Origin of the sequence: Microbacterium immunditiarum (genome assembly GCF_013409785.1) — a bacterium.
In the GTDB taxonomy this organism is placed as follows: Bacteria; Actinomycetota; Actinomycetes; order Actinomycetales; family Microbacteriaceae; genus Microbacterium; species Microbacterium immunditiarum.
Genome location: NZ_JACCBV010000001.1, coordinates 694207 through 713765, shown reverse-complemented (window position 1 = coordinate 713765; position 19559 = coordinate 694207). Strand labels below are relative to the sequence as shown.

20 protein-coding genes are annotated in these 19559 nt (G+C 70.7%); 12 read left to right on the top strand and 8 right to left on the bottom strand.

What is annotated here, in order from left to right; all coding sequences use genetic code 11:
- Window positions 1-288: 288 nt before the first annotated feature.
- Both purS and purQ read left to right on the top strand, forming a co-directional pair.
- On the top strand, window positions 289-537 hold the full coding sequence (gene purS / locus BJ991_RS03205; RefSeq protein ID WP_179487393.1) for a phosphoribosylformylglycinamidine synthase subunit PurS: 249 nt from the start codon (window positions 289-291) through the stop codon (window positions 535-537).
- Window positions 534-1241, top strand: coding sequence for a phosphoribosylformylglycinamidine synthase subunit PurQ (gene purQ, locus BJ991_RS03200; protein ID WP_179487391.1), 708 nt, complete (start codon window positions 534-536; stop codon window positions 1239-1241). The genes purS and purQ overlap by 4 nt, the downstream gene beginning before the upstream one ends.
- 7 nt (window positions 1242-1248) lie before the next feature.
- Here the strand turns inward: purQ and BJ991_RS03195 are convergent, their stop codons facing one another.
- A complete protein-coding gene (locus tag BJ991_RS03195; RefSeq protein ID WP_179487389.1) occupies window positions 1249-1680 on the bottom strand; it encodes a DUF1761 domain-containing protein in 432 nt (143 codons plus the stop codon).
- A gap of 107 nt (window positions 1681-1787) precedes the next feature.
- On the opposite strand from BJ991_RS03195, the gene BJ991_RS03190 reads away from it, so the two are divergent.
- Window positions 1788-2717, top strand: coding sequence for an NAD(P)-dependent oxidoreductase (locus tag BJ991_RS03190; protein ID WP_179487387.1), 930 nt, complete (start codon window positions 1788-1790; stop codon window positions 2715-2717).
- Window positions 2718-2740: 23 nt separating this feature from the next.
- Here the strand turns inward: BJ991_RS03190 and BJ991_RS03185 are convergent, their stop codons facing one another.
- A complete protein-coding gene (locus BJ991_RS03185) occupies window positions 2741-3262 on the bottom strand; it encodes an adenine phosphoribosyltransferase (RefSeq protein ID WP_343048631.1) in 522 nt (173 codons plus the stop codon).
- 97 nt (window positions 3263-3359) lie between these two features.
- Here BJ991_RS03185 and BJ991_RS03180 point away from each other — a divergent pair, with 97 nt between their 5' ends.
- From BJ991_RS03180 to BJ991_RS03170, 3 genes are all read left to right on the top strand, one after another.
- Window positions 3360-5051 (top strand): glycoside hydrolase family 13 protein, encoded by a 1692-nt coding sequence (locus BJ991_RS03180; RefSeq protein WP_179487383.1) that lies wholly within the window; start codon window positions 3360-3362, stop codon window positions 5049-5051.
- Between the two features lie 53 nt (window positions 5052-5104).
- A complete protein-coding gene (locus tag BJ991_RS03175) occupies window positions 5105-6133 on the top strand; it encodes a LacI family DNA-binding transcriptional regulator (protein ID WP_179487381.1) in 1029 nt (342 codons plus the stop codon).
- A 143-nt stretch (window positions 6134-6276) separates the two neighbouring features.
- Window positions 6277-7539, top strand: coding sequence for an amidohydrolase (locus BJ991_RS03170; RefSeq protein ID WP_179487379.1), 1263 nt, complete (start codon window positions 6277-6279; stop codon window positions 7537-7539).
- Window positions 7540-7562: 23 nt separating this feature from the next.
- Here the strand turns inward: BJ991_RS03170 and BJ991_RS03165 are convergent, their stop codons facing one another.
- Window positions 7563-8630, bottom strand: coding sequence for a VanZ family protein (locus tag BJ991_RS03165; protein WP_343048630.1), 1068 nt, complete (start codon window positions 8628-8630; stop codon window positions 7563-7565).
- A 224-nt stretch (window positions 8631-8854) separates the two neighbouring features.
- Between BJ991_RS03165 and BJ991_RS03160 the strand changes: the two genes are divergently transcribed.
- The 3 genes from BJ991_RS03160 to BJ991_RS03150 are packed head-to-tail and all read left to right on the top strand — an operon-like array spanning window position 8855 to window position 10753.
- A complete protein-coding gene (locus tag BJ991_RS03160; protein WP_179487377.1) occupies window positions 8855-10147 on the top strand; it encodes a SufS family cysteine desulfurase in 1293 nt (430 codons plus the stop codon).
- Complete coding sequence (sufU, locus tag BJ991_RS03155; protein WP_179487375.1) at window positions 10144-10584, top strand: Fe-S cluster assembly sulfur transfer protein SufU; 441 nt, start codon at window positions 10144-10146, stop codon at window positions 10582-10584. Before BJ991_RS03160 ends, sufU begins: the two co-directional genes overlap by 4 nt.
- A gap of 31 nt (window positions 10585-10615) precedes the next feature.
- The gene (locus tag BJ991_RS03150) at window positions 10616-10753 is read left to right on the top strand and encodes a hypothetical protein (protein ID WP_179487373.1); all 138 of its coding nucleotides are present in this window, start codon (window positions 10616-10618) and stop codon (window positions 10751-10753) included.
- Here BJ991_RS03150 and BJ991_RS18285 read toward each other — a convergent pair.
- Window positions 10723-11337, bottom strand: a complete 615-nt coding sequence (locus BJ991_RS18285; protein WP_246301010.1) for a hypothetical protein — start codon at window positions 11335-11337, stop codon at window positions 10723-10725. The genes BJ991_RS03150 and BJ991_RS18285 overlap by 31 nt on opposite strands.
- 60 nt (window positions 11338-11397) lie before the next feature.
- Here BJ991_RS18285 and BJ991_RS03140 point away from each other — a divergent pair, with 60 nt between their 5' ends.
- On the top strand, window positions 11398-13182 hold the full coding sequence (locus BJ991_RS03140) for an alkaline phosphatase family protein (protein WP_343048629.1): 1785 nt from the start codon (window positions 11398-11400) through the stop codon (window positions 13180-13182).
- Window positions 13183-13203: 21 nt separating this feature from the next.
- Here BJ991_RS03140 and BJ991_RS03135 read toward each other — a convergent pair whose 3' ends face one another.
- The 4 genes from BJ991_RS03135 to BJ991_RS03120 all read right to left on the bottom strand — a co-directional run bounded on the left by BJ991_RS03135 (window position 13204) and on the right by BJ991_RS03120 (window position 16618).
- Complete coding sequence (locus BJ991_RS03135; RefSeq protein ID WP_179487367.1) at window positions 13204-13758, bottom strand: hypothetical protein; 555 nt, start codon at window positions 13756-13758, stop codon at window positions 13204-13206.
- A 283-nt stretch (window positions 13759-14041) separates the two neighbouring features.
- A complete protein-coding gene (locus tag BJ991_RS03130; RefSeq protein WP_179487365.1) occupies window positions 14042-15022 on the bottom strand; it encodes an SRPBCC family protein in 981 nt (326 codons plus the stop codon).
- Between the two features lies 1 nt (window position 15023).
- Window positions 15024-15416: an ArsR/SmtB family transcription factor gene (locus BJ991_RS03125; RefSeq protein ID WP_179487363.1), complete on the bottom strand. Its 393-nt coding sequence runs from the start codon at window positions 15414-15416 to the stop codon at window positions 15024-15026.
- A 125-nt stretch (window positions 15417-15541) separates the two neighbouring features.
- Complete coding sequence (locus BJ991_RS03120; RefSeq protein WP_218852851.1) at window positions 15542-16618, bottom strand: aldo/keto reductase; 1077 nt, start codon at window positions 16616-16618, stop codon at window positions 15542-15544.
- A gap of 78 nt (window positions 16619-16696) precedes the next feature.
- Here BJ991_RS03120 and BJ991_RS03115 point away from each other — a divergent pair, with 78 nt between their 5' ends.
- Both BJ991_RS03115 and purL read left to right on the top strand, forming a co-directional pair.
- Window positions 16697-17107 carry a MerR family transcriptional regulator gene (locus BJ991_RS03115; protein WP_179487361.1) on the top strand — a complete coding sequence of 137 codons (411 nt, stop codon included), beginning with the start codon at window positions 16697-16699 and terminating at the stop codon, window positions 17105-17107.
- Window positions 17108-17195: 88 nt separating this feature from the next.
- The gene (purL, locus tag BJ991_RS03110) at window positions 17196-19541 is read left to right on the top strand and encodes a phosphoribosylformylglycinamidine synthase subunit PurL (protein ID WP_179487359.1); all 2346 of its coding nucleotides are present in this window, start codon (window positions 17196-17198) and stop codon (window positions 19539-19541) included.
- Window positions 19542-19559: the final 18 nt, after the last annotated feature.

The window sequence follows — 19559 nt, the reverse complement described above, 5'->3', positions numbered from 1 at the left end:
TCGCGTGGGAGCGTTCCCAGCAGACACCATGACCGTATGAGAACGCTCCCACGAAAGTCAAGGGAGCGCTCCCACGACTTGGTCACGGTTTCGTCACGGTCAAGCCACGACCGCGTCGGTCGAGGGCGCGGAGCGGATGTCGCGCCCTCGCGTCACGCAGGAGGGAGCCCACCGCGCGGTCGCCTAGACTGGGAGCGACCCCTCCCGCGACATCCGGCGTCTCGACTCCTCGCTGCGCTCGTCGCTCAACGACCGATAGCTGGCGGCCCCGGCCGCTCGGAGGACCACATGCCCACCATCGTCGTCGACGTCATGCCCAAGGCCGAGCTGCTCGACCCGCAGGGGAAGGCCGTCGCCGGCGCCCTCCAGCGGCTGGGCGTCTCGGAGTTCAACGGCGTCCGCATCGGCAAGCGCTTCGAGCTCACCGTGGACGGCGAGGTCGGCGAGGACACGCTCGCGGCCGCGCGCCGCATCGCGGATGAGATCCTCTCGAACTCCGTCATCGAAGACGTCGTCGGCATCGAGGTCGTCGAATGACCGCCCGCATCGGGGTCATCACGTTCCCGGGGTCGCTCGACGACCGCGACGCGCAGCGCGCGATCCGCATCGCCGGCGCCGAGCCGGTCGCGCTGTGGCACGGCTCGCACGACCTGGAGGGCGTCGACGCGCTCGTGCTTCCGGGCGGCTTCAGCTACGGCGACTACCTGCGCGCCGGTGCCATCGCGGCGCACGCCCCGATCATGGCCGAGGTGAAGGATGCCGCCGCCAAGGGCATGCCCGTGCTCGGCGTCTGCAACGGCTTCCAGATGCTCGTCGAGGCGCACCTTCTTCCGGGTGGGCTCATCCGCAACTCCCACCAGCAGTTCATCTGCCGCGACCAGATCCTCCGCGTCGAGAACGCGTCCACCGCATGGACGAGCGAATTCGAGCAGGGCCAGGAGATCGTGATCCCGCTCAAGAACGGCGACGGCGGGTACATCGCGGATGCCGAGACCCTCGCCCGCATCAACGGCGAAGGCCTCGTCGCGTTCCGCTACGAGGGCGTCAATCCGAACGGCTCGCTCGACGACATCGCCGGCCTCACGAATGAGCGCGGCAACGTCGTCGGCCTCATGCCGCACCCCGAGCACGCGGTCGAGCCCGGCTTCGGTCCCGACACGGCCGCCGCGATGCGCTCCGGCGTCGACGGGCTGAGCTTCTTCCGCTCGGCGATCTCCGCCGTGGTCGCTGTGGCGGCCTGAGCCCGCGTCAGACCGTCCCGGCCGGGGGCCACACCCCGATGATGATGGCCATCACGAGCACCGTGACGAGCTCGTGCGCGATATTGAGCACCGTGAGGTTCGACGGCCGTCCCTCGAAGACGTCGTGCACGATGATCCGTCCCGCGGTGAAACCCGCCCACAGCGTCACGGACGTCACGATCGCCGCCCAGAAGTACCCGCCTCCATAGAACTGCCACGCGATCGTGACCGCTCCCGCGAGCACCCACGCGAGCAGGAACGACAGCACGATCGCGACGACGATCGGCACCCACGCGCCCACGTTCGTCTGGGCGGGGGTGACCTTCGCGAGTCTCATCCACCGAGCCCCGAACACCTTCGGCGTGTACCAGATCGAACCCACGACCATGGCCGAGAGCGTAGCCAGCAGCACAGCCCAGTAGTTGATCTCGGGAATCATGGATCCTCCTCGCCTCGTTGCGGTACGGCTCCGACGATACGCCCGGAGCTTTCCGCGGAGTGGGCAGCCGCGCCGACGCCCGGGGCGGCGCGGCTAGCGTGGAGGGCGTGAGCCGTGGCATCCGTCTGACCGTCACCGTCCCGACCGCCGACTTCGCCGCTTCGCTCGGCGACCTGCCCGAGGGAGTCGACGTGATCGTGTGGGACATGTCGGATGCCGCGCCGCGCGAGCGCCTCGACATCGTGGTGCCTCCGTACATGAGCGTCGGCCGCACGCTGCACCACCTCGAGGCCGTCGACGTGGGGCTCGTGCAGGGGCAGTCGATCGGGTTCGACGGCATCGAGCAGCGGCTGCCCCGCGGGCTCGTCTTCGCGAATGCGTCGAGCGTGCACGAGACGTCGACGTCGGAGCTCGCGCTCGCGCTGACGCTGGCGGCGCAGCGGCACATCCCGTCGTTCTTGCGATCGCAGGCCGAGGGCAGGTGGGCTCCGGAGGTCGCCGAGAGCCTCGCCGACCGCCGCGTGCTGCTCCTCGGCTACGGCGGCATCGGCAAGGCGGTCGCGGTCCGTCTCGCGCCGTTCGAGGTGCACGTGACGGCGGTCGCGTCGCGGGCGCGCGACGAGGACGGGGTCGCCGTGCACGGCGTCGACGAGCTGCCCGCGCTGCTGCCGCACGCCGAGATCGTGATCCTGACGCTTCCGGGCGGCGACGAGACGAGGCACATCGTCGACGACGGGTTCCTGTCGGCGCTGCCCGACGGCGCGCTCGTGGTGAACGTCGGTCGCGGGTCGCTCATCGACGCCGGCGCGCTCGTCGACCACGTGCGCCGCGGGCGGATCCGGGCGGCGCTCGACGTGACCGAGCCCGAGCCGCTGCCGGAGGGGCATCCGCTGTGGTCCCTTCCGGGTGCGCTCATCGTGCCGCACGTCGGCGGTGCGTCCAGCGCGATGCGGCCCCGCATGGCGCGTCTGGTGCGCAGGCAGATCGACCGGATGCTCGCGGGCGAGCCCCCGCTCAACGTCGTGATCGGCGGCTGACGCGCCCCTTCGCCGCGGGGGCGTCAGGCCGTGAACACGGCGTGCACGTCGCCGACGAGCGCACGCCCGCCGAGCGCTTCGAGCTCCATGAGCACCGTGGTGCCGACGACTTCGGCACCGAGCCGCGCGACGAGCTCGTGTGCCGCGACGAGCGTGCCCCCGGTCGCCAGCACGTCGTCGATGAGCAGCACGCGCGTGCCCGGCGCGATGTCGTCGTGGCACTCGATCGTCGCGGTGCCGTACTCGAGCTCGTAGGAGACGGATGCCGCCGGCCGCGGCAGCTTGCCCGCCTTGCGGATCGGCACGAGACCCACTCCGGCGGCGATCGCGGCGGCGCCCGCGAGGATGAACCCGCGCGCCTCGACCCCCGCGACGACGTCGAACCGTCCCTCGAACGGCTCGATCATCGCGTCGATCGTCGCCCGCAGCGCGTCGCGGTCCGCGAGCAGCGGCGTGATGTCGCGGAAGAGCACGCCCGGCTCGGGGTAGTCCGGAATCGTGCGGATGAGCGATTCGGCGCGGGCGAGCGATTCGGCGGAGGGCACCCGCCCACGATAGTCGCGCACCCCGGGGCGCCGCCCCGGCGGCCGATGAGCGAACTCGGAGTCTGAGAATGTAAGCGCTTGCAGTATGGTGTACCGCATGACTTCGACGAAGACGGATGCCACGACCCGGCCCGACGCGGCGCAGCTGCCGGCTCTTCCGGGTTCCGAATGGTGGCGCACGGCCGTCATCTACCAGATCTACCCGCGGTCGTTCGCCGACCTCTCGGGCGACGGCATCGGCGACCTCGCCGGCATCACCGCGCACCTCGACGACCTCCGCGACCTCGGTGTCGACGCGATCTGGCTGAGCCCGTTCCAGCGGTCGCCGCAGAAGGACGCGGGGTACGACGTCTCCGACTACTGCGACGTCGACCCGCTGTTCGGAAGCCTCGACGACTTCGACGAGATGCTCGCGCAGGCGCATGCGCGGGGCATCCGCCTCATCGTCGACCTCGTCCCCAACCACTCGTCCGATCAGCACGTGTGGTTCCAGCAGGCGCTCAAGGCCGCCTCCGGCAGCCGCGAGCGCGCGCGGTACATGTTCCGCGACGGCAAGGGCGAGAACGGCGAGCTGCCGCCGAACAACTGGGACTCGGTGTTCGGCGGTCCGGCGTGGACGCGCGTCACCGAGCCCGACGGCACTCCGGGGCAGTGGTACCTGCACCTGTTCGACCCGTCACAGCCCGACTTCGACTGGACGAACGAGGAGGTGCGCGAGGAGTTCCGCCGCATCCTGCGCTTCTGGCTCGACCGCGGGGTCGACGGCTTCCGCGTCGACGTCGCGCACGGCTTGATCAAGGCCGAGGGCCTGCCCGACTACCACCACCCCGAGAACGCCGACGCGATGGGCGGCGAAGAGGCCGACGTGCCGTACTGGGGGCAGGAGGGCGTGCACGAGATCTACCGCGACTGGCACCGCCTCGTCGCCGAGTACGACGGAGACCGCGCGCTGTGCGCGGAGGCGTGGCTGCCCGACGCCGAGAAGACCGCGCTGTGGGTGCGTCCCGATGAGATGCACCAGGCGTTCAACTTCAACTACCTCGAGACGAAGTGGGACCCCGAGGCCCAGCGCCGCGTGATCGACGAGTCCCTCGCCGCTTACTCCGCCGTGGGCGCTCCGAGCACGTGGGTGCTCTCGAACCACGACGTCGTGCGCCACGCGTCGCGCCTCGCGCTCACCGCCGAGAACCCGCAGGGCCACGGCATCGGACCGGACTCGCCCGGCAAGCCGATCCCCGAGGTCGGTCTGCGCCGCGCCCGCGCCGCGACGACGCTCATGCTCGCGCTGCCCGGCTCGGCCTACCTCTACCAGGGCGAGGAGCTCGGCCTTCCCGAGGTCATCGACATCCCCGGCGAGGCTCGGCAGGACCCGACGTGGTTCCGCACGAACGGCGAGCGATACGGACGTGACGGATGCCGCGTGCCGATCCCGTGGACGTCGGCTGCCCCCGCCTACGGCTTCAGCGCGACGGGTGCCTCGTGGCTGCCGCAGCCGGCCGAGTGGGCGACGCTCGCGCGCGACGCGCAGAACGGCGTGGCGGGTTCGACGCTCGAGCTCTACAAGAGCCTGCTCGCCGCGCGCCGTGCGCACGGGCTCGGTGCGGGCCGGCTCGAGTGGATCGATTCCGACCCGGAGGTCGTCTCATTCCGCAACGGCGACGTCACGGTCGTCGTGAACTTCGGCGAGGAGCCTGTCGAGCTGCCCGCGGGTACGGTCGTGGTCGCGAGTGGTCCCCTCGACGGCAATCTGCTTCCGACCGACACGGCGGTGTGGCTCGCGGAGGGCTGATCCGGCAGGATCGACGGAGCCGGCCGTCTGGGGAACGCCGCGAAGGAGCGCGCATGGTCAGCATCGATGAGGTCGCCCGCCTGGCGGGTGTGTCGACCGCGACGGTCTCGCGCGCCCTGAGCGGCCGCGGCCAGGTTTCGCCGACGACCCGCGCCCGGGTCGAGTCGGCCGCGAAGAGCCTCGGCTACGTCGTGTCGTCGTCCGCGTCGAGCCTCGCGTCGGGCCGCACGCGCAACATCGGCGTGCTCGTGCCGTTCCTCGACCGGTGGTTCTTCTCGACGGTGCTGAGCGGCATCGCGAACACGCTCATGCGGCGGGGCTACGACATCACGCTCTACAGCCTCACGGCCGACCGCGAGCAGCGGCGCGTGATCTTCGAGACGTTCCTGCGGCGGCAGCGCGTCGACGGGGTCGTCGCGATCTCGATCGAGCTCGGCGACGACGAGACGGAGCGCCTGCGCGAGCTCGACCTTCCCGTGATCGCGATCGGCGGGCCCAACCCCCGCCTCACGACCCTCACGGTCGACGACATCGCCGTCGCGCGGCTCGCGACCGAGCACCTCATCGCGCTCGGACACCGCGACATCGCGCACATCGGCGCGAGCCCCGAGTTCGACATCGACTTCCACATCCCGACGCGTCGGCGCCAGGGCTTCGAGCAGGCGCTGGCGGATGCCGGGATCCCGGCGCACCCCGCGCTGTACGAGCCCGCCGACTTCACGATCGAGGGCGGGTTCCGCGCGGCGAAGCAGCTGCTCGGGCGACCCGGCGAGCGCCCGACGGCGATCTTCGCGGCATCCGATGAGATGGCCATCGGGGCCATCCTCGCCGCGCGCGAGCTCGGCTATCGCGTGCCCGAGGACCTTTCGGTCATCGGCATCGACGGGCACGAGCTCGGCGAGTTCTTCCGCCTGACCACGATCGACCAGTTCCCGCTCGGGCAGGGGGAGCGGGCCGCCGAGGCGATCCTCGAGGCGCTGGAGACGAAGGACGAGGCGCCCCCGATCCACGAGCCCGGCCGGCTTCCGTTCGAGCTCATCGTGCGCGGCTCGACTTCGCGCCCGTCCGAGCGCGAGGGCTGAGCACCGGCCCCCTTCCCCGCTCCACGTTCGCGAGTGCACGGCTTCGCGTCCAGGGCACGGCTTCGCGACGCGCCCAGTCCGTGCACTCGACGGGAAGTCGTGCACTCGGCGCCGGAAAGAGCCTCCCGGCTAGGCTCGTCCGCATGACGATAGACCTCGAGGCGCTGTACATCGACCTGCACCGGCACCCGGAGCTCTCGTTTCAAGAGACGCGCACCGCGGGGATCGTCACCCAGCACCTCACCGATCTCGGGATCGAGTTCGAGGAGGGCATCGGCAAGACGGGCGTCGCGGCGGTGATCCGCAACCCTTCGACAGGCTCAGGGACCGACCGACCCGTCGTGTGGCTGCGCGCCGACATGGACGCCCTGCCCGTCGAGGAGCGGACGGGCCTCGAGTACGCGAGCACCGCGCGCGGCGTCGACGCCTCCGGCACGGATGTCCCGGTCATGCACGCGTGCGGACACGACATGCACGTGACCGCGATGCTCGGCGCGCTCGAGCGGCTCGTCGCGACGAAGGACGAATGGGCTGGGACGGTCGTCGCCGTGTTCCAGCCCGCGGAGGAGCACGGGGCCGGCGCGCAGTCGATGATCGCCGACGGCGTGCTCGACCGGTTCCCCAAGCCCGACATCGTCCTCGGCCAGCACATCACCCCGTTGCCGGCGGGCACGATCGGCGTGCGCCCGGGCACGCAGATGGCGGCCTCCGACGGGCTCACCGTCACGCTCTTCGGCCGCGGCGGCCACGGATCGCGCCCGCACTCGACGATCGACCCCGTCGTGATGGCCGCGGCGACCGTCATGCGGCTGCAGACGATCGTGTCGCGCGAGATCGACCCGCGCGACGTCGCCGTCGTGACGGTCGGCTCGATCCACGCGGGCCTCAAGAACAACATCATCCCCGCCGAGGCGACGCTCGAGCTCAGCCTGCGCTACCCTGACGACGCGGCCCGCGAGCGCGTGCTCGAGAAGGTCGAGCGCATCGTGCGGGCCGAGGCCGCGGCATCCGGTGCGGAGGTCCCGCCGACCATCGTCACCGACCACACGCTTCCCCCGACGATCAACGACCCCGTCGCGACGACGCGGCTCACGCACGCCTTCAACGGCGCGTTCGGCGAGGGGACCGTCGTCGACCCGGGCATGTTCACCGGCAGCGAGGACGTCTCGTGGTTCGCTCGCGAGGCGGGCGTTCCGCTCGTGTACTGGTTCTGGGGCGGCATCGACCCCGAGAAGTTCGCGGAGGCGAAGGCATCCGGCACGCTTGAGAGCGCGATCCCCACCAACCACTCGCCGTTCTTCGCACCCGTGCTGCACCCGACGATCGAGCGGGGCGTCGACGCGCTGGTGGTCGCGGCGCGGGAGTTCCTGGGGGCCCCGGAGGGCGAGCCGGCCGAGGCGAAGTAGCGGCGCGGATGCCGCGGCATCCGTCACCCGTACTCGAGCAGCTCTCGCACGCGCGCGTCGACGAGCTTCTGTCCTGACACGATCCCCGGGAGGCCGCCGCGATCGTCGGTCGTGAGCATGAGGACGAGAGACAGCGCGGCGAAGATCCCTCCGACAAGCCCCCATGCGCCGGGCAGGGCGACGAGGACGAGGTACCCCCCGATTCCACCCGCGAAGCGGAGCAGCCGCGCGAGCCACACGGGGTAGGTCGTGCCCTCGAACCGCAGCAGCACCGCGAAGTCGCCCACGGAACGGCCGGTCGTCATGATGACGAGGAACCAGATGACGATCGCGGTCACGTCGCCCACGACGCCCGCGGCGGTTCCGTCGGCGACCTCCTCGTGCGCGCCGAGCGCGTAGAGCGCCGCCTGCACGATCACTGCGGACGCCCAGGACGTCAGGGCGGCGCCGAGGACGTCGCACAGCATCCCCAGCAGCCGCCGACGGCGTGTGACTGGCCGCGGCAGATCGGCGTCGGGCAGGCGCGACATGCCGCGCCGGCTCTTGGGCACGATGAGTCCCACGACGGATCCGAGGAGCGCGCCGACCGTGTTCGTGAGCAGGTCGTCGACGTCGAACACGCGATAGGCGCACGGGTAAAGGCCCCACACGCCGGTGAGCTGGGTCGTCTCGATGAACGCGGATACGCCGAGCCCGACGAGCCCCGCGACGACGATGCCGCGTCCGCCCAGCACGCGCACGAAGAAGCCGAGCGGCACGAAGAGCACGACGTTGAGCAGGAGCTGCAGCAGCGCAGGGTCGGTGAGCACGGGGCCTGTGGGCCCGACGGCGCGCCCGATGTCGTCGACGAACGCGAACGGGTCGAGGTTCGCGCCGGCACACGTCACGGCGTCCGGGTCTGGGAGCGGCAGCAGAGTGTAGGTCCAGATCGCGAAGAAGTAGACGAGCGCCGCGAACCACAGGCTCGCTCGCCCGGCCCCGAGCCTGCCCCGACGCCGGTAGCTGAGGGCGACGAACGGCACGAGGAGTGCGACTCCGATCAGCACTCCGATCAGCATCGCCACGAGTCCGAGGCCGACCCTGTCGTCCACGCAGCGAGTCTACGGCGGGGCGCCCACGCGGCCCGTTGTCCTCGCGTCGCGCTCGAGTCTGGAGCGGCCGTGAGGCGCTTCGCCGTCCTCGCGAGTGCACGGCGGCGCGCCGAGTGCACGGGTCGCGTGCGCGGCCAGGGCGTGCGCTCGGCGGCAAGTCGTGCACTCGGCGATCGGAACACCCGGGCAGAGCCGGATGCCCCGCCCCGGCGTAGCCTGGAACGATGACCTCGACGCTCGACGCCGCAGCCGTGCGCGCCGACTTCCCGCTGCTCGATGAGACCATCCACGGGCAGCGACTCGTGTATCTCGACTCGGCCGCGACGAGCCAGAAGCCGCGTGCGGTGATCGACGCCGAGGTGGACTTCCTCACCCGGGCGAACGCCGCCGTGCACCGCGGGGCCCACACGCTCGCCGCCGAGGCGACCGAGCTCTTCGAGGATGCCCGCGCGGCAGTCGCCGGGTTCGTGGGCGCACAGCCCGAGCAGCTCGTGTGGACGAGCGGCGCGACCGCCGGCATCAACCTCGTCGCGTACGCGATCGGCAACGCGACGGCCGGGCGCGGCGCCCCGGCGAGCGCGCGCTTCGCCCTCGCCCCGGGGGATGAGCTCGTCATCACCGAGTCCGAGCACCACGCGAACCTCATCCCGTGGCAGGAGCTCGCCGCGCGCACCGGCGCCGCGCTGAAGCACATTCCCGTGCGCGACGACGGGACAATCGACACGGATGCCGCGGCATCCGTCATCTCGGACCGCACCAGCGTCGTCGCGTTCCCCCACGTCTCGAACGTTCTCGGCATCGTGAACCCCGTCGCCGAGTTCGTCGCCCTCGCGCGGAGCGCCGGGGCGGTCACCGTGCTCGACGCGTGCCAGTCGGCGCCGCATCTGCCGCTCGACCTTCCCGCGCTCGGCGTCGACCTCGCGGTGTTCTCGGGGCACAAGATGCTCGGGCCGTACGGCGTCGGCGCGCTCTACGGACGAAGCGACGTGCTCGAGGCGCTGCCGCCGTTCCTCACCGGAGGGTCGATGATCACGACCGTCACACTCGACGAGGCGAAGTACCTCCCGCCGCCGCAGCGCTTCGAAGCGGGAACGCAGCCGGTGTCGCAGGCCATCGGCCTGGCGGCCGCCGTGCGGTACCTCGATTCGGTCGGCATGGATGCCGTGCACGCGCACGAGACCGCGCTCGGCGAGCGCATGGGCGAGGGTCTGCGATCGATCCCGGGCATCCGGCTCCTCGGCGACCCTGCGTCGGGCTCAGGGGCCGGTCACGTGGAGCGCGTCGCGCTGTGGGCTTTCGAGGTCGAGGGAGTCCACGCGCACGACGCGGGGCAGTTCCTCGACTCGCGCGGCATCGCGGTGCGCGTCGGCCACCACTGCGCCCAGCCGCTGCACCGCCGTTTCGGGGTGACGGCGACGGTCCGGGCATCCGCCGCCCTCTACAACACCGCCGACGAGGTCGACGCGTTCCTCGACGCGGTGTCGGGTATCCGCTCGTTCTTCGGAGTCGCATCATGAGCGGTCTCGAGTCGCTCTACCAGGAGCTGATCCTGGACCACTCCAAGCGCCCGCACGGCAGGGGGCTGGCGACGGATGCCTCGGCCACCAGCCACCAGCTGAACCCCGTCTGCGGCGACGAGCTCACGCTCGGCGTGCGCGTCGAGGGCGACCGTGTGATCAGCGTGACGTGGGACGGCGCCGGATGCTCCATCTCGCAGGCATCCGCCTCGATGCTCGCGGCGCTCGTCGAGGAGGAGGGCGGGCTCGCGCGCACGGAGGCGACGGCGCTCATCGACGGGTTCCGCTCCGCGTTGCGCTCGCGCGGCGAGACCCCGCTCGACGAGGAGACCTTCGGCGACGCCGCCGCCCTGTCGGGCGTCTCGAAGTACACCGCACGCGTGAAGTGCGCGATGCTCGCGTGGGTCGCGTTCGAGGACGCGCTCGCCAAGACGTGACGTCGTCACGAAGGCGCGCGAGGCGTTCGGCATGACGGGGGCCCGGCTCGTGGCATCCGACGGCACCGTGCTCGCCACAGACGGGGAGCCCGTGCCCGATGCTCACCACCGGCGCCTGCTGACCGAGGCCGGCATGGGCTATCGGCTCGTGCTCGACGACCCGGCCTGACGCCTCTCGAGAAGCCGGTCGATCCACGCCGCCGCCCACACCGCGGCGAGACCGCCGAACACGACGATCGCCTGGATCACGAGCGCGTACCCGCCAGTGGTGAAGTCCGCCTCGATGAGCGCCGGACCGACGATCGGCGGCACGATCGCGACGATCACGACGATCCACGAGAGCGGATGCCGCCCGCGGGCGATGACCCACCCGCCCACGGCGGCGAGCAGCGTGACGAAGCCCTGATCCAGCACGAACGCCCACAGCGCGTCGGGCTCGTGGATGTTGCCGACGCCCCGCTCGAGCCCGAGCGTCGCCCACAGGAACAGCGTCACGCACACGAGCGTCACGCCGCCCACGCGGCGCATCCCCGGCGTGGGCAGCAGGGCCAAGGACGCCACCATTCCACCCACGATGAGCAGGAACTGCACGATGTTCACGAGCGGCACGTCGGTGCGGATCGTGCCGGCGTACGACTCGGACTGCACGATCGCCGAGAAGTCCGTCGCCGACGCGAGGTACGTCGTCGCGAGCATCCCGACGATGGCTGCGCCGTAGCGCGCGCCTCGGTCGAACCGGAGTCGCGGTGCCATGGCGGGAGACTAGCCCATCGACTGCCCCTACAATCGGGCCAAGTCGAGGTGGGGGTCTCGGTGGCACGGACGACGAACGACGAGCGCGACGACGGGGCGGATGCCGCGCCGGATGACGCCGCGCCCGCCGACGCGCCCGAGCTGCCGTCGCGCCGCGAGTTCTTCCGCCGCGCGGGCCTCGGCGCCGCGGGGCTGGCGATCGGGGCATCCGCCGGCGCCGCCGTCACCGCGGCCGCGACGACGCACCCGCCCGAGTTCACGCCGCTCCCGCCGCGACATGTTCCGGGGTTCGACCACATCGTCGTCGTGATGTTCGAGAACCGCAGCTTCGACAACATCGTCGGCCGCCTGTACTCCGCCGCCGAGAAGACGACGGACGACTTCGACGGCATCAACCAGGGCAGCTACTCGAACAAGGGCCCGGACGGGACCGACATCCCCGCGTACGTCTACGACGGTCCGACCGACACGGTGATGCAGCAGCCGCAGCCGGATCCCGGCGAAACGTACCCGCACGTCAACACGCAGCTCTTCGACATCATCGCCCCGCAGTCGAACGCCCACGTCGAGAGGTACGGCCACCGGCATCCGTACAACGCGCCCTCGCCCGGGCAGGAGCCGACCAACAGCGGCTTCGTGACGGACTACATCGTCAACTTCCGCCTCACGAAGAAGCGCGAGCCCAAGCCCGAGGAGTACCGCGTCGCCATGGGCGGCTTCGCCCCCGAGATGCTGCCCGTGCTGTCGACGCTCGCGCGGGAGTTCGCCGTGTACGACCGGTGGTTTGCGGGCGTGCCGTCGCAGACCTTCTGCAACCGGTCGTTCTTCCACGCGTCGACGTCGCACGGGTACGTGGTCAACCACACGGGCGACGACTACTACAAGTGGATCGACGCGCCGGCCGCGGCCACGATCTTCAACCGGCTCGACGACGCGGGGCTCACGTGGCGCGTGTACTACGACGCGACCCAGCTCGTGTCGCTCACGGGCATGCTGCACGCGCCCGTGCTCGAGCCGTACTGGCAGACGAACTTCCGCGTGATGGAGCAGTTCTACGCCGACGCGGCATCCGGGAACCTGCCCGACTACGCGTTCATCGAGCCGCGCATGGTCTACAACCACAACGACATGCACCCGCCGTGGGGCCAAGAGCGCGAAGGCGAGGTGCAGCTGCCCGACGGCACGACGATGCGCGTGTCCAACAGCTCCGAGTCCGATGTGCGTGCGGGTGACAAGCTCGTGCAGGACGTCTACGACGCGATCCGCACGGCGTCGTCGGCTCAGGGCTCGAACGCGATGAACACCGCGCTCGTGATCACGTTCGACGAGCACGGCGGCACATACGACCACGTCGCACCACCCGACGCGGTGCCGCCCGACAACTCCGGTCCCGGCGAGATGGGCTTCGAGTTCAACCGCCTCGGCGTGCGCGTGCCGGCCGTCGTCGTGAGCGCGTACACCGCCTCCGGAACGGTCATCCACGACGAGATGCACCACGGGTCGGTCATCAACACGCTGTGCCGCCTGCACGGGCTGAGCCCGCTCACCGTGCGCGATGAGACGGCGAACCCGATCTTCAACGCGATCAACACGACGGTTCCGCGTCAGCCTTACTCGTGGCCGCAGCCGCAGTCGCTGTACGCGCCGCCGAACCCCGAGAAGACCGAGGAGTCGGCGTCGCACGAGAAGCACAAGCGGCGTCCGCTCACAGCGCCCGCGCGCGGGTTGCTCGGCCTGCTCACGGCGCGGTTCGATCCCGGCGCCCGGATCCCGACGACCTACGGCGAGGCGTACGAGGCGCTCATGGACAAGGGCCGGGGCCTGTTCGGCACACTCGACGACTGACGCGCGGCCCGCGCCGTGTCTTCAGCCCGTGCGCAGGGCGGCGGTGCCCACCACCCCGCACCACGCCCCGACGGCGAGGAACACGGGCGCCCCGAGCACCCCGCACCAGAAGCTGTGGGCGACATCGGATGCCGGGAGCACCGCCGTCCCGACCGCGATGAGCGTCAGCAGCACCGCCGGGATGAACAGCACCGGCTGCCCGAGGACGGGCGCGAGCGCGAAGAAGTGGATGCCCACGATCGCGAGGATGAGCGGCGCCACGAGATCGCTGAGCCCGGCGCGGATCGCGAAGAAGGCCAGGACCCCTGCCAGGAGGAACTCGACCCAGAAGACGACGATGTAGGTGATGAACGCCCCGGTGCCCGGCCGCAGCGCCGACGGCGAGCCCCAGTTCGCGATGAGCGTCGGGATCGTGAGCGCCGCGAGCGCCACCCCGGCGAGGCCCATCGCGCCGAGCAGCACGCGCCACCACACGGATCTCGGCGGGGACTCCTGCGCCCACCCCGCCCACACGAAGGCCGCGACGCCGAACAGTGCCGCGGTGAAGACGAGGTCGCGCGGGAAGTCGGTGTTCACGTCCCCACGTTAGGGGTCCACGGGTGCCGAGATTGCGCGAATGACGTTCGCGCAAGGGCCGGAACGGCGATTCGGGCAATCTCGGCGGGGCGAGGTGGGCCGCGCCGCGACAGGCCGGTCGGGCGGGGGAGGTCGGCGCTGCGTGAAAGCGCCGGGACGGATGCGGCCGAGGGGTTGCGAAGGACCGGGTTTGCGCCGATTCGGCCCGGCGGTTTCACCACGTCGCCCCGAGAGACGCGGATGCCGCGACCACGGGGCCGCGGCATCCGTCGTGTCTCGTGCGTCAGACCGTCGCGAGCACGCCCTCGAGCCGCTGGTAGCTCGACTCCATCCCCTCGGTCATGCCGGTCGCGAGCACCGCGTCGCGCGTCTGCGCGTCGGGATACTCGATGAGCAGCGTGACGAGAGTGGCGCCGTCCTCCTCGTAGAGGTTGAGATCGTTGAGGGTCGACGGGTAGTCCGTGCCGGTCATGTGCTCGGTCGTCACGATGCGGCGAGGGGAGTCGATGAGCAGGTGCTCGCCGTCGAATCCGAACGCCTGGCCCTCCGTGTCGCCGACGGGCTCCCACGCGTAGCGGTAGCGCCCGCCGACGGAGAGGTCGACCTCGCACGCCGACATGCGCCAGCCCTCGGGGCCGAGCATCCACTTCTCGAGCAGCTCGGGCTCGGTGTGGGCGCGCCACACGAGGTCGATCGGACCCTCGATGAGCCGCGTGATGCGCACGTGCTGGTCGTCGAGGATCTCGGTCTGCACACCCTTGCCCTGCGCGTACGCCCGCAGACCTTCGAGCACCCGGTCGAGCTGGTTCATGGCCATCGTCGCGCCCTCGACGGCGCCCATCTCGACAACCTGTTCGAGAGCCTCTGCCGAGGTGAAGTGCGTGACGTTCGTCAGGCGCGAGCCCTCGGCCGTCTCGGTGAAGGTGAAGACCATGCGCGACGCGGGCATGTCCGCGATCGGGTTGCCCGCTTCGTCGGCGAAGGAGTCGAGCACCTCGAAGCTGCGCGGCTCGTCGATCGAGAGGACTTCCCACATGCCTGTGGAGGACTCACCCCGCGGGCTGGTCATGTGGTACCTCACGAATCCGCCGGCCTGGAAGTCGAACTGCGTGAACGTGGCCGGCCAGCCGGGAGGACCCCAGAAACGCTCGAGCTGGCGCGGATCGGTGAACGCGTTCCACAGCCGGTCGACGGGCGCGGCGAAGTCCGCCGTGACCGTCATCGTGAGTGCTTCGGGGTCGGTGGTGACGGCGGTGACGGGCATGTCACTCTCCTTCTCTCGTGCGAGGGTCTCTCGCGTCGTCGTGCGGGGGTTCGGTTCCGGCCTGCTCGGCGAGCAGGGCGTCGAGCCGGGCGATGCGCGATCGCCACAGCTCCTCGTAGCGCGCGAGCAGCGCGCGGGCGCGGGCGATCATCGTCGGATCCGCCCGGACGAGACGCTCGCGACCCTCGGCCCGCTTGATGACCAGGCCCGCGGCTTCGAGCACGGCGACGTGCTTCTGCACCGCCGCGAACGACATGTCGTAGTCACGCGCCAGCGACGAGACCGACAGCTCGTCCTCGATCGTGCGCCGCAGGATGTCACGCCGCGTCGCGGTCGCGAGGGCTTGGAAGATCCGGTCGATCTCTTCATCGCTCAACTCATTACGTACAACCATTTGGTTGTAGATTACGAGCGGATGCGGCATCCGTCAACCCCTGTACGAACAGTTTCCCCGGCAACGCCCACGTCGAAGGTTTGGGGCGAAAACTCGGCGTTGGGGCGGATCTCCACGGTGCGCGGTCACGCCCCCGCGGAGTCGAGCTCCTCGAGCTGCTCGGCCGTCAGCTCGACGTCGAGCGCCTCGATGCATTCGAGGTACTGGTCGAACGTGCGCGCGCCGATGAGAGGGAGGACTCGTGGGGAGTCCGCGGCCATGAGCCACGCGAGCACGACCTGGTTGCCGGTGGCACCGGATGCCGCGGCCACGCGGTCGACCGCCGCGAGACGCGCGTCGGCGTCGGGTCCGGCGTACGGGTCCATCGCCCAGTAGTCGAGCGAGCGCTTCGAGCGGTCGCTGTAGAGGCCCTTGAGCACGGGAGAGTACGCCACGAGCTGGAGGCCGGGCGACTCGCGCAGGTAGTCGAGCTGCTCGGAGTCGACGATGCTCTGGTGGTCGAGCCCCGCGCGCCGGCGCAGGTAACTGTGCTGCTGCTGCAGCGCGATCGGCTGCGGCCAGCCGTTCGCCTCGGCGACCGCCGCGATCTGTGCGAGGCGCCACGTCGCGACGTTCGACCACCCGTATGCGCCGACCCGGCCGTCGGCGACGAACCCGGCGAAGGTGCCGACCGCATCGGCGAGCAGTGTCGAGCGATCGTCGACGTGGTTGTAGTACAGGTCGATGTGCTCGATGCCGAGGCGCTCCAGAGATGCGGCGAGCGCCCCGCGCAGCACGTCGGGATCAGCTCCGATGTACCTCGTGCGGGCAAGGTCCCAGTTCGGGGTGCCGTCGGCGTTCCACACGCCGTCGTAGTCGCGAAGCATGCCGGTCGCCTTCGTCGCGAGGTACACCGAGTCACGGGCATCCGTGTCGGCGAACCAGCGGCCGAGGAGCGCCTCGCTGTGGCCTCCCGTCTCACCGGGCGCCAGCCACCAGCAGTAGCAGTCGGCGGTGTCGATCATGCCCCGGGCGGGAGTTCCGTCCGAGCCCGCGTAGCGCGGCACGACGGTCCCGGCGAAGTGGTCGAGGATGCGCCGAGCCTCCGGTTCGGGCGTGCTCGTGCCCATGAGCATCGCGCCGACGGCCATCGGCACGAGAGGGGTCGCTGACGGCCCGAAGGCGAACGCGCGGCGGCCCGTGAGGGTGGTGTTCTCTGTCATGCGGACGACCGTAGAAGTTAGAGTGCGCTCAAAGTCAACACCTGCCGCAGAGTCGATTCCGGGCGTACCGTGGAGGCCGTGAGCGACCACACGATCGAAGAGGCGGCCGAGCTGACCGGGGTCTCGAAGCACACGCTGCGGTACTACGAGCGCGAAGGGCTGCTCCCCGCGATCGCGAAGGCCCCGAGCGGCCACCGCCGCTACACCGAGGACGACATCGGCTGGATCCGGTTCCTGCAGCTGCTGCGCGCGACGGGCATGCCCATCCGCGACATGAAGGACTTCGTCGCACTGACCAACGCTGGCGACCACACGATCGCGCAGCGCGTCGAGGTGCTCACCCGGTCTCGCGAGACGCTCGTCAAGCGCATGGCCGAGGACCGCGAGCACCTTGACCGGCTCAACTTCAAGATCGATTACTACACGAGCGTGCTCGACTCGGGCGACGTGACTCCGGAGCGCCTCATCGGCGAGCCGGTCGTGCGCTGACAGGCGTCCACGGCGGGCGGTTCGGCTCCCAGGGGCCACGGCTAGGATGGATGCCGTCCGGCGCCCGCGATTCCTGGAGCTCAGCCGCATGACCACTCCCTCTTCGACGGCTTCGGCCGAGGCATCCGCTCGCCCTGTCGTCGACACCGTCGAGAACGCCGCCGGCACCCCCGAGCGCGAGCAGCCGTACGCCGCCCTGGGTCTCAAGCCCGACGAGTACGAGCGCATCCGCGAGATCCTCGGCCGCCGGCCCACCTCGGGCGAGCTGGCGATGTACTCCGTCATGTGGAGCGAGCACTGCTCGTACAAGTCGAGCAAGATCTACCTGCGCCAGTTCGGGCAGAAGGTCTCCGACCAGATGAAGGAACGGCTCATGGTCGGCATGGGCCAGAACGCCGGCGTCGTCGACATCGGCGAAGGCTGGGCGGTCACCTTCAAGGTCGAGTCGCACAACCACCCGTCGTACATCGAGCCGTTCCAGGGCGCCGCGACGGGCGTCGGCGGCATCGTGCGCGACATCATCTCGATGGGCGCCCGCCCCGTCGCAGTCATGGACCAGCTGCGCTTCGGTGCGATCGACCACCCCGACACGGCGCGCGTCGTGCACGGGGTCGTCTCCGGCATCTCGTTCTACGGCAACTGCCTCGGCCTGCCCAACATCGGCGGCGAGACGGTCTTCGACGCCGTGTACCAGGGCAACCCGCTCGTGAACGCGCTCGCGGTCGGCGTCCTGCGCCATGAGGACCTCAAGCTCGCGAACGCCTCGGGCGCGGGCAACAAGGTCGTGCTGTTCGGCGCCCGCACGGGCGGCGACGGCATCGGCGGGGCCTCGATCCTGGCATCCGACACGTTCTCCTCCGGCGGCCCGACCAAGCGCCCGGCCGTGCAGGTCGGCGACCCGTTCGCCGAGAAGGTGCTCATCGAATGCTGCCTCGAGCTCTACAAGGGCGAGCTCGTCGAGGCCATCCAGGACCTGGGCGCCGCCGGCATCTCGTGCGCGACGAGCGAGCTCGCGGCGAACGGCGGCTCGGGCATGCGCGTCGACCTCGAGAAGGTCCTGCTGCGCGACCCCACGCTCACGCCCGAGGAGATCCTCATGAGCGAGAGCCAGGAGCGCATGATGGCGATCGTCGCCCCCGACAAGCTCGACGCGTTCCTCGCCGTGACGTCGAAGTGGGACGTCGAGACGAGCGTCCTCGGCGAGGTCACGGGCGACGGCCGCCTGCAGATCTTCTGGCACGGCGAGCAGATCGTCGACGTCGACCCCTCGACTGTCGCGGTCGACGGCCCGGTGTACGAGCGCCCCGTCGCCTACCCGACGTGGATCGACGCCCTGCAGGACGACTCGGCGGCCGCCCTGCCCCGCAGCGCAGACCCCGCCGTGCTGCGGGAGCAATTCACGAAGCTCGTCGCGAGCCCGAACCTCGCCGACACGTCGTGGGTCACGAACCAGTACGACCGGTACGTCCTCGGCAACACCGCCCTCGCGTTCCCCGACGACGCCGGCATGGTCCGCGTCGACGAGCAGTCCGGGCTCGGCTTCGCGATCTCGACCGACTGCAACGGCCGCTACTGCCAGCTCGACCCGTACGAGGGCGCCAAGCACGCCCTCGCCGAGGCGTACCGCAACGTCGCTGTGACGGGCGCCGTTCCAACGGCGGTCACCGACTGCCTCAACTTCGGCAGCCCCGAGAACCCCGAGGTCATGTGGCAGTTCTCGCGCGCGGTCGAGGGACTGAGCGACGGATGCCTCGAGCTCGGCATCCCCGTCACGGGCGGCAACGTCAGCTTCTACAACCAGACCGGCGACCAGCCGATCTTCCCGACGCCCGTCGTCGGCGTGCTCGGCATCATCGACGACGTCGCGCATCGCGTGCCGTCGGGCTGGCAGGACCCGGGCGAGAACGTCTACCTGCTCGGCGTCACCGCGACCGAGCTCAGCGGCTCGCAGTGGGCCGGCACGATCCACGACCACCTCGGCGGTCGTCCTCCGCGCGTCGACCTCGCGCAGGAGCGCAAGCTCGCCGAGCTGCTCCACGCGGCGTCGCAGCAGTCGCTCATCTCGAGCGCGCACGACCTGTCGTCGGGCGGCCTCGCGCAGGCGCTCGCCGAGGGCGTGATGCGGTTCGGCGTCGGCGCGCGGGTGTGGCTGGACGAGATCATGGAGCGCGACGGGGTGGACGCGGCATCCGCCCTCTTCTCGGAGTCGACCGGGCGCGTCATCGTGACCGTTCCCCGCGAGGACGACGTGAAGTTCCGCGGGCTGTGCGAAGGACGCGGCTACCCGGTGCTGCGCATCGGCGTGACGGATGCCCCCGGCGACGGCGACGCTCCGGCGCTCGAGGTGCAGGGGCTGTTCACGGTGCCGCTGGACGAGCTGCGCGACCTGTCGCGCTCGACGCTTCCCGCGGCGTTCGGGCCCATCATCGGCTGACCCGCCGATTCCTCGACC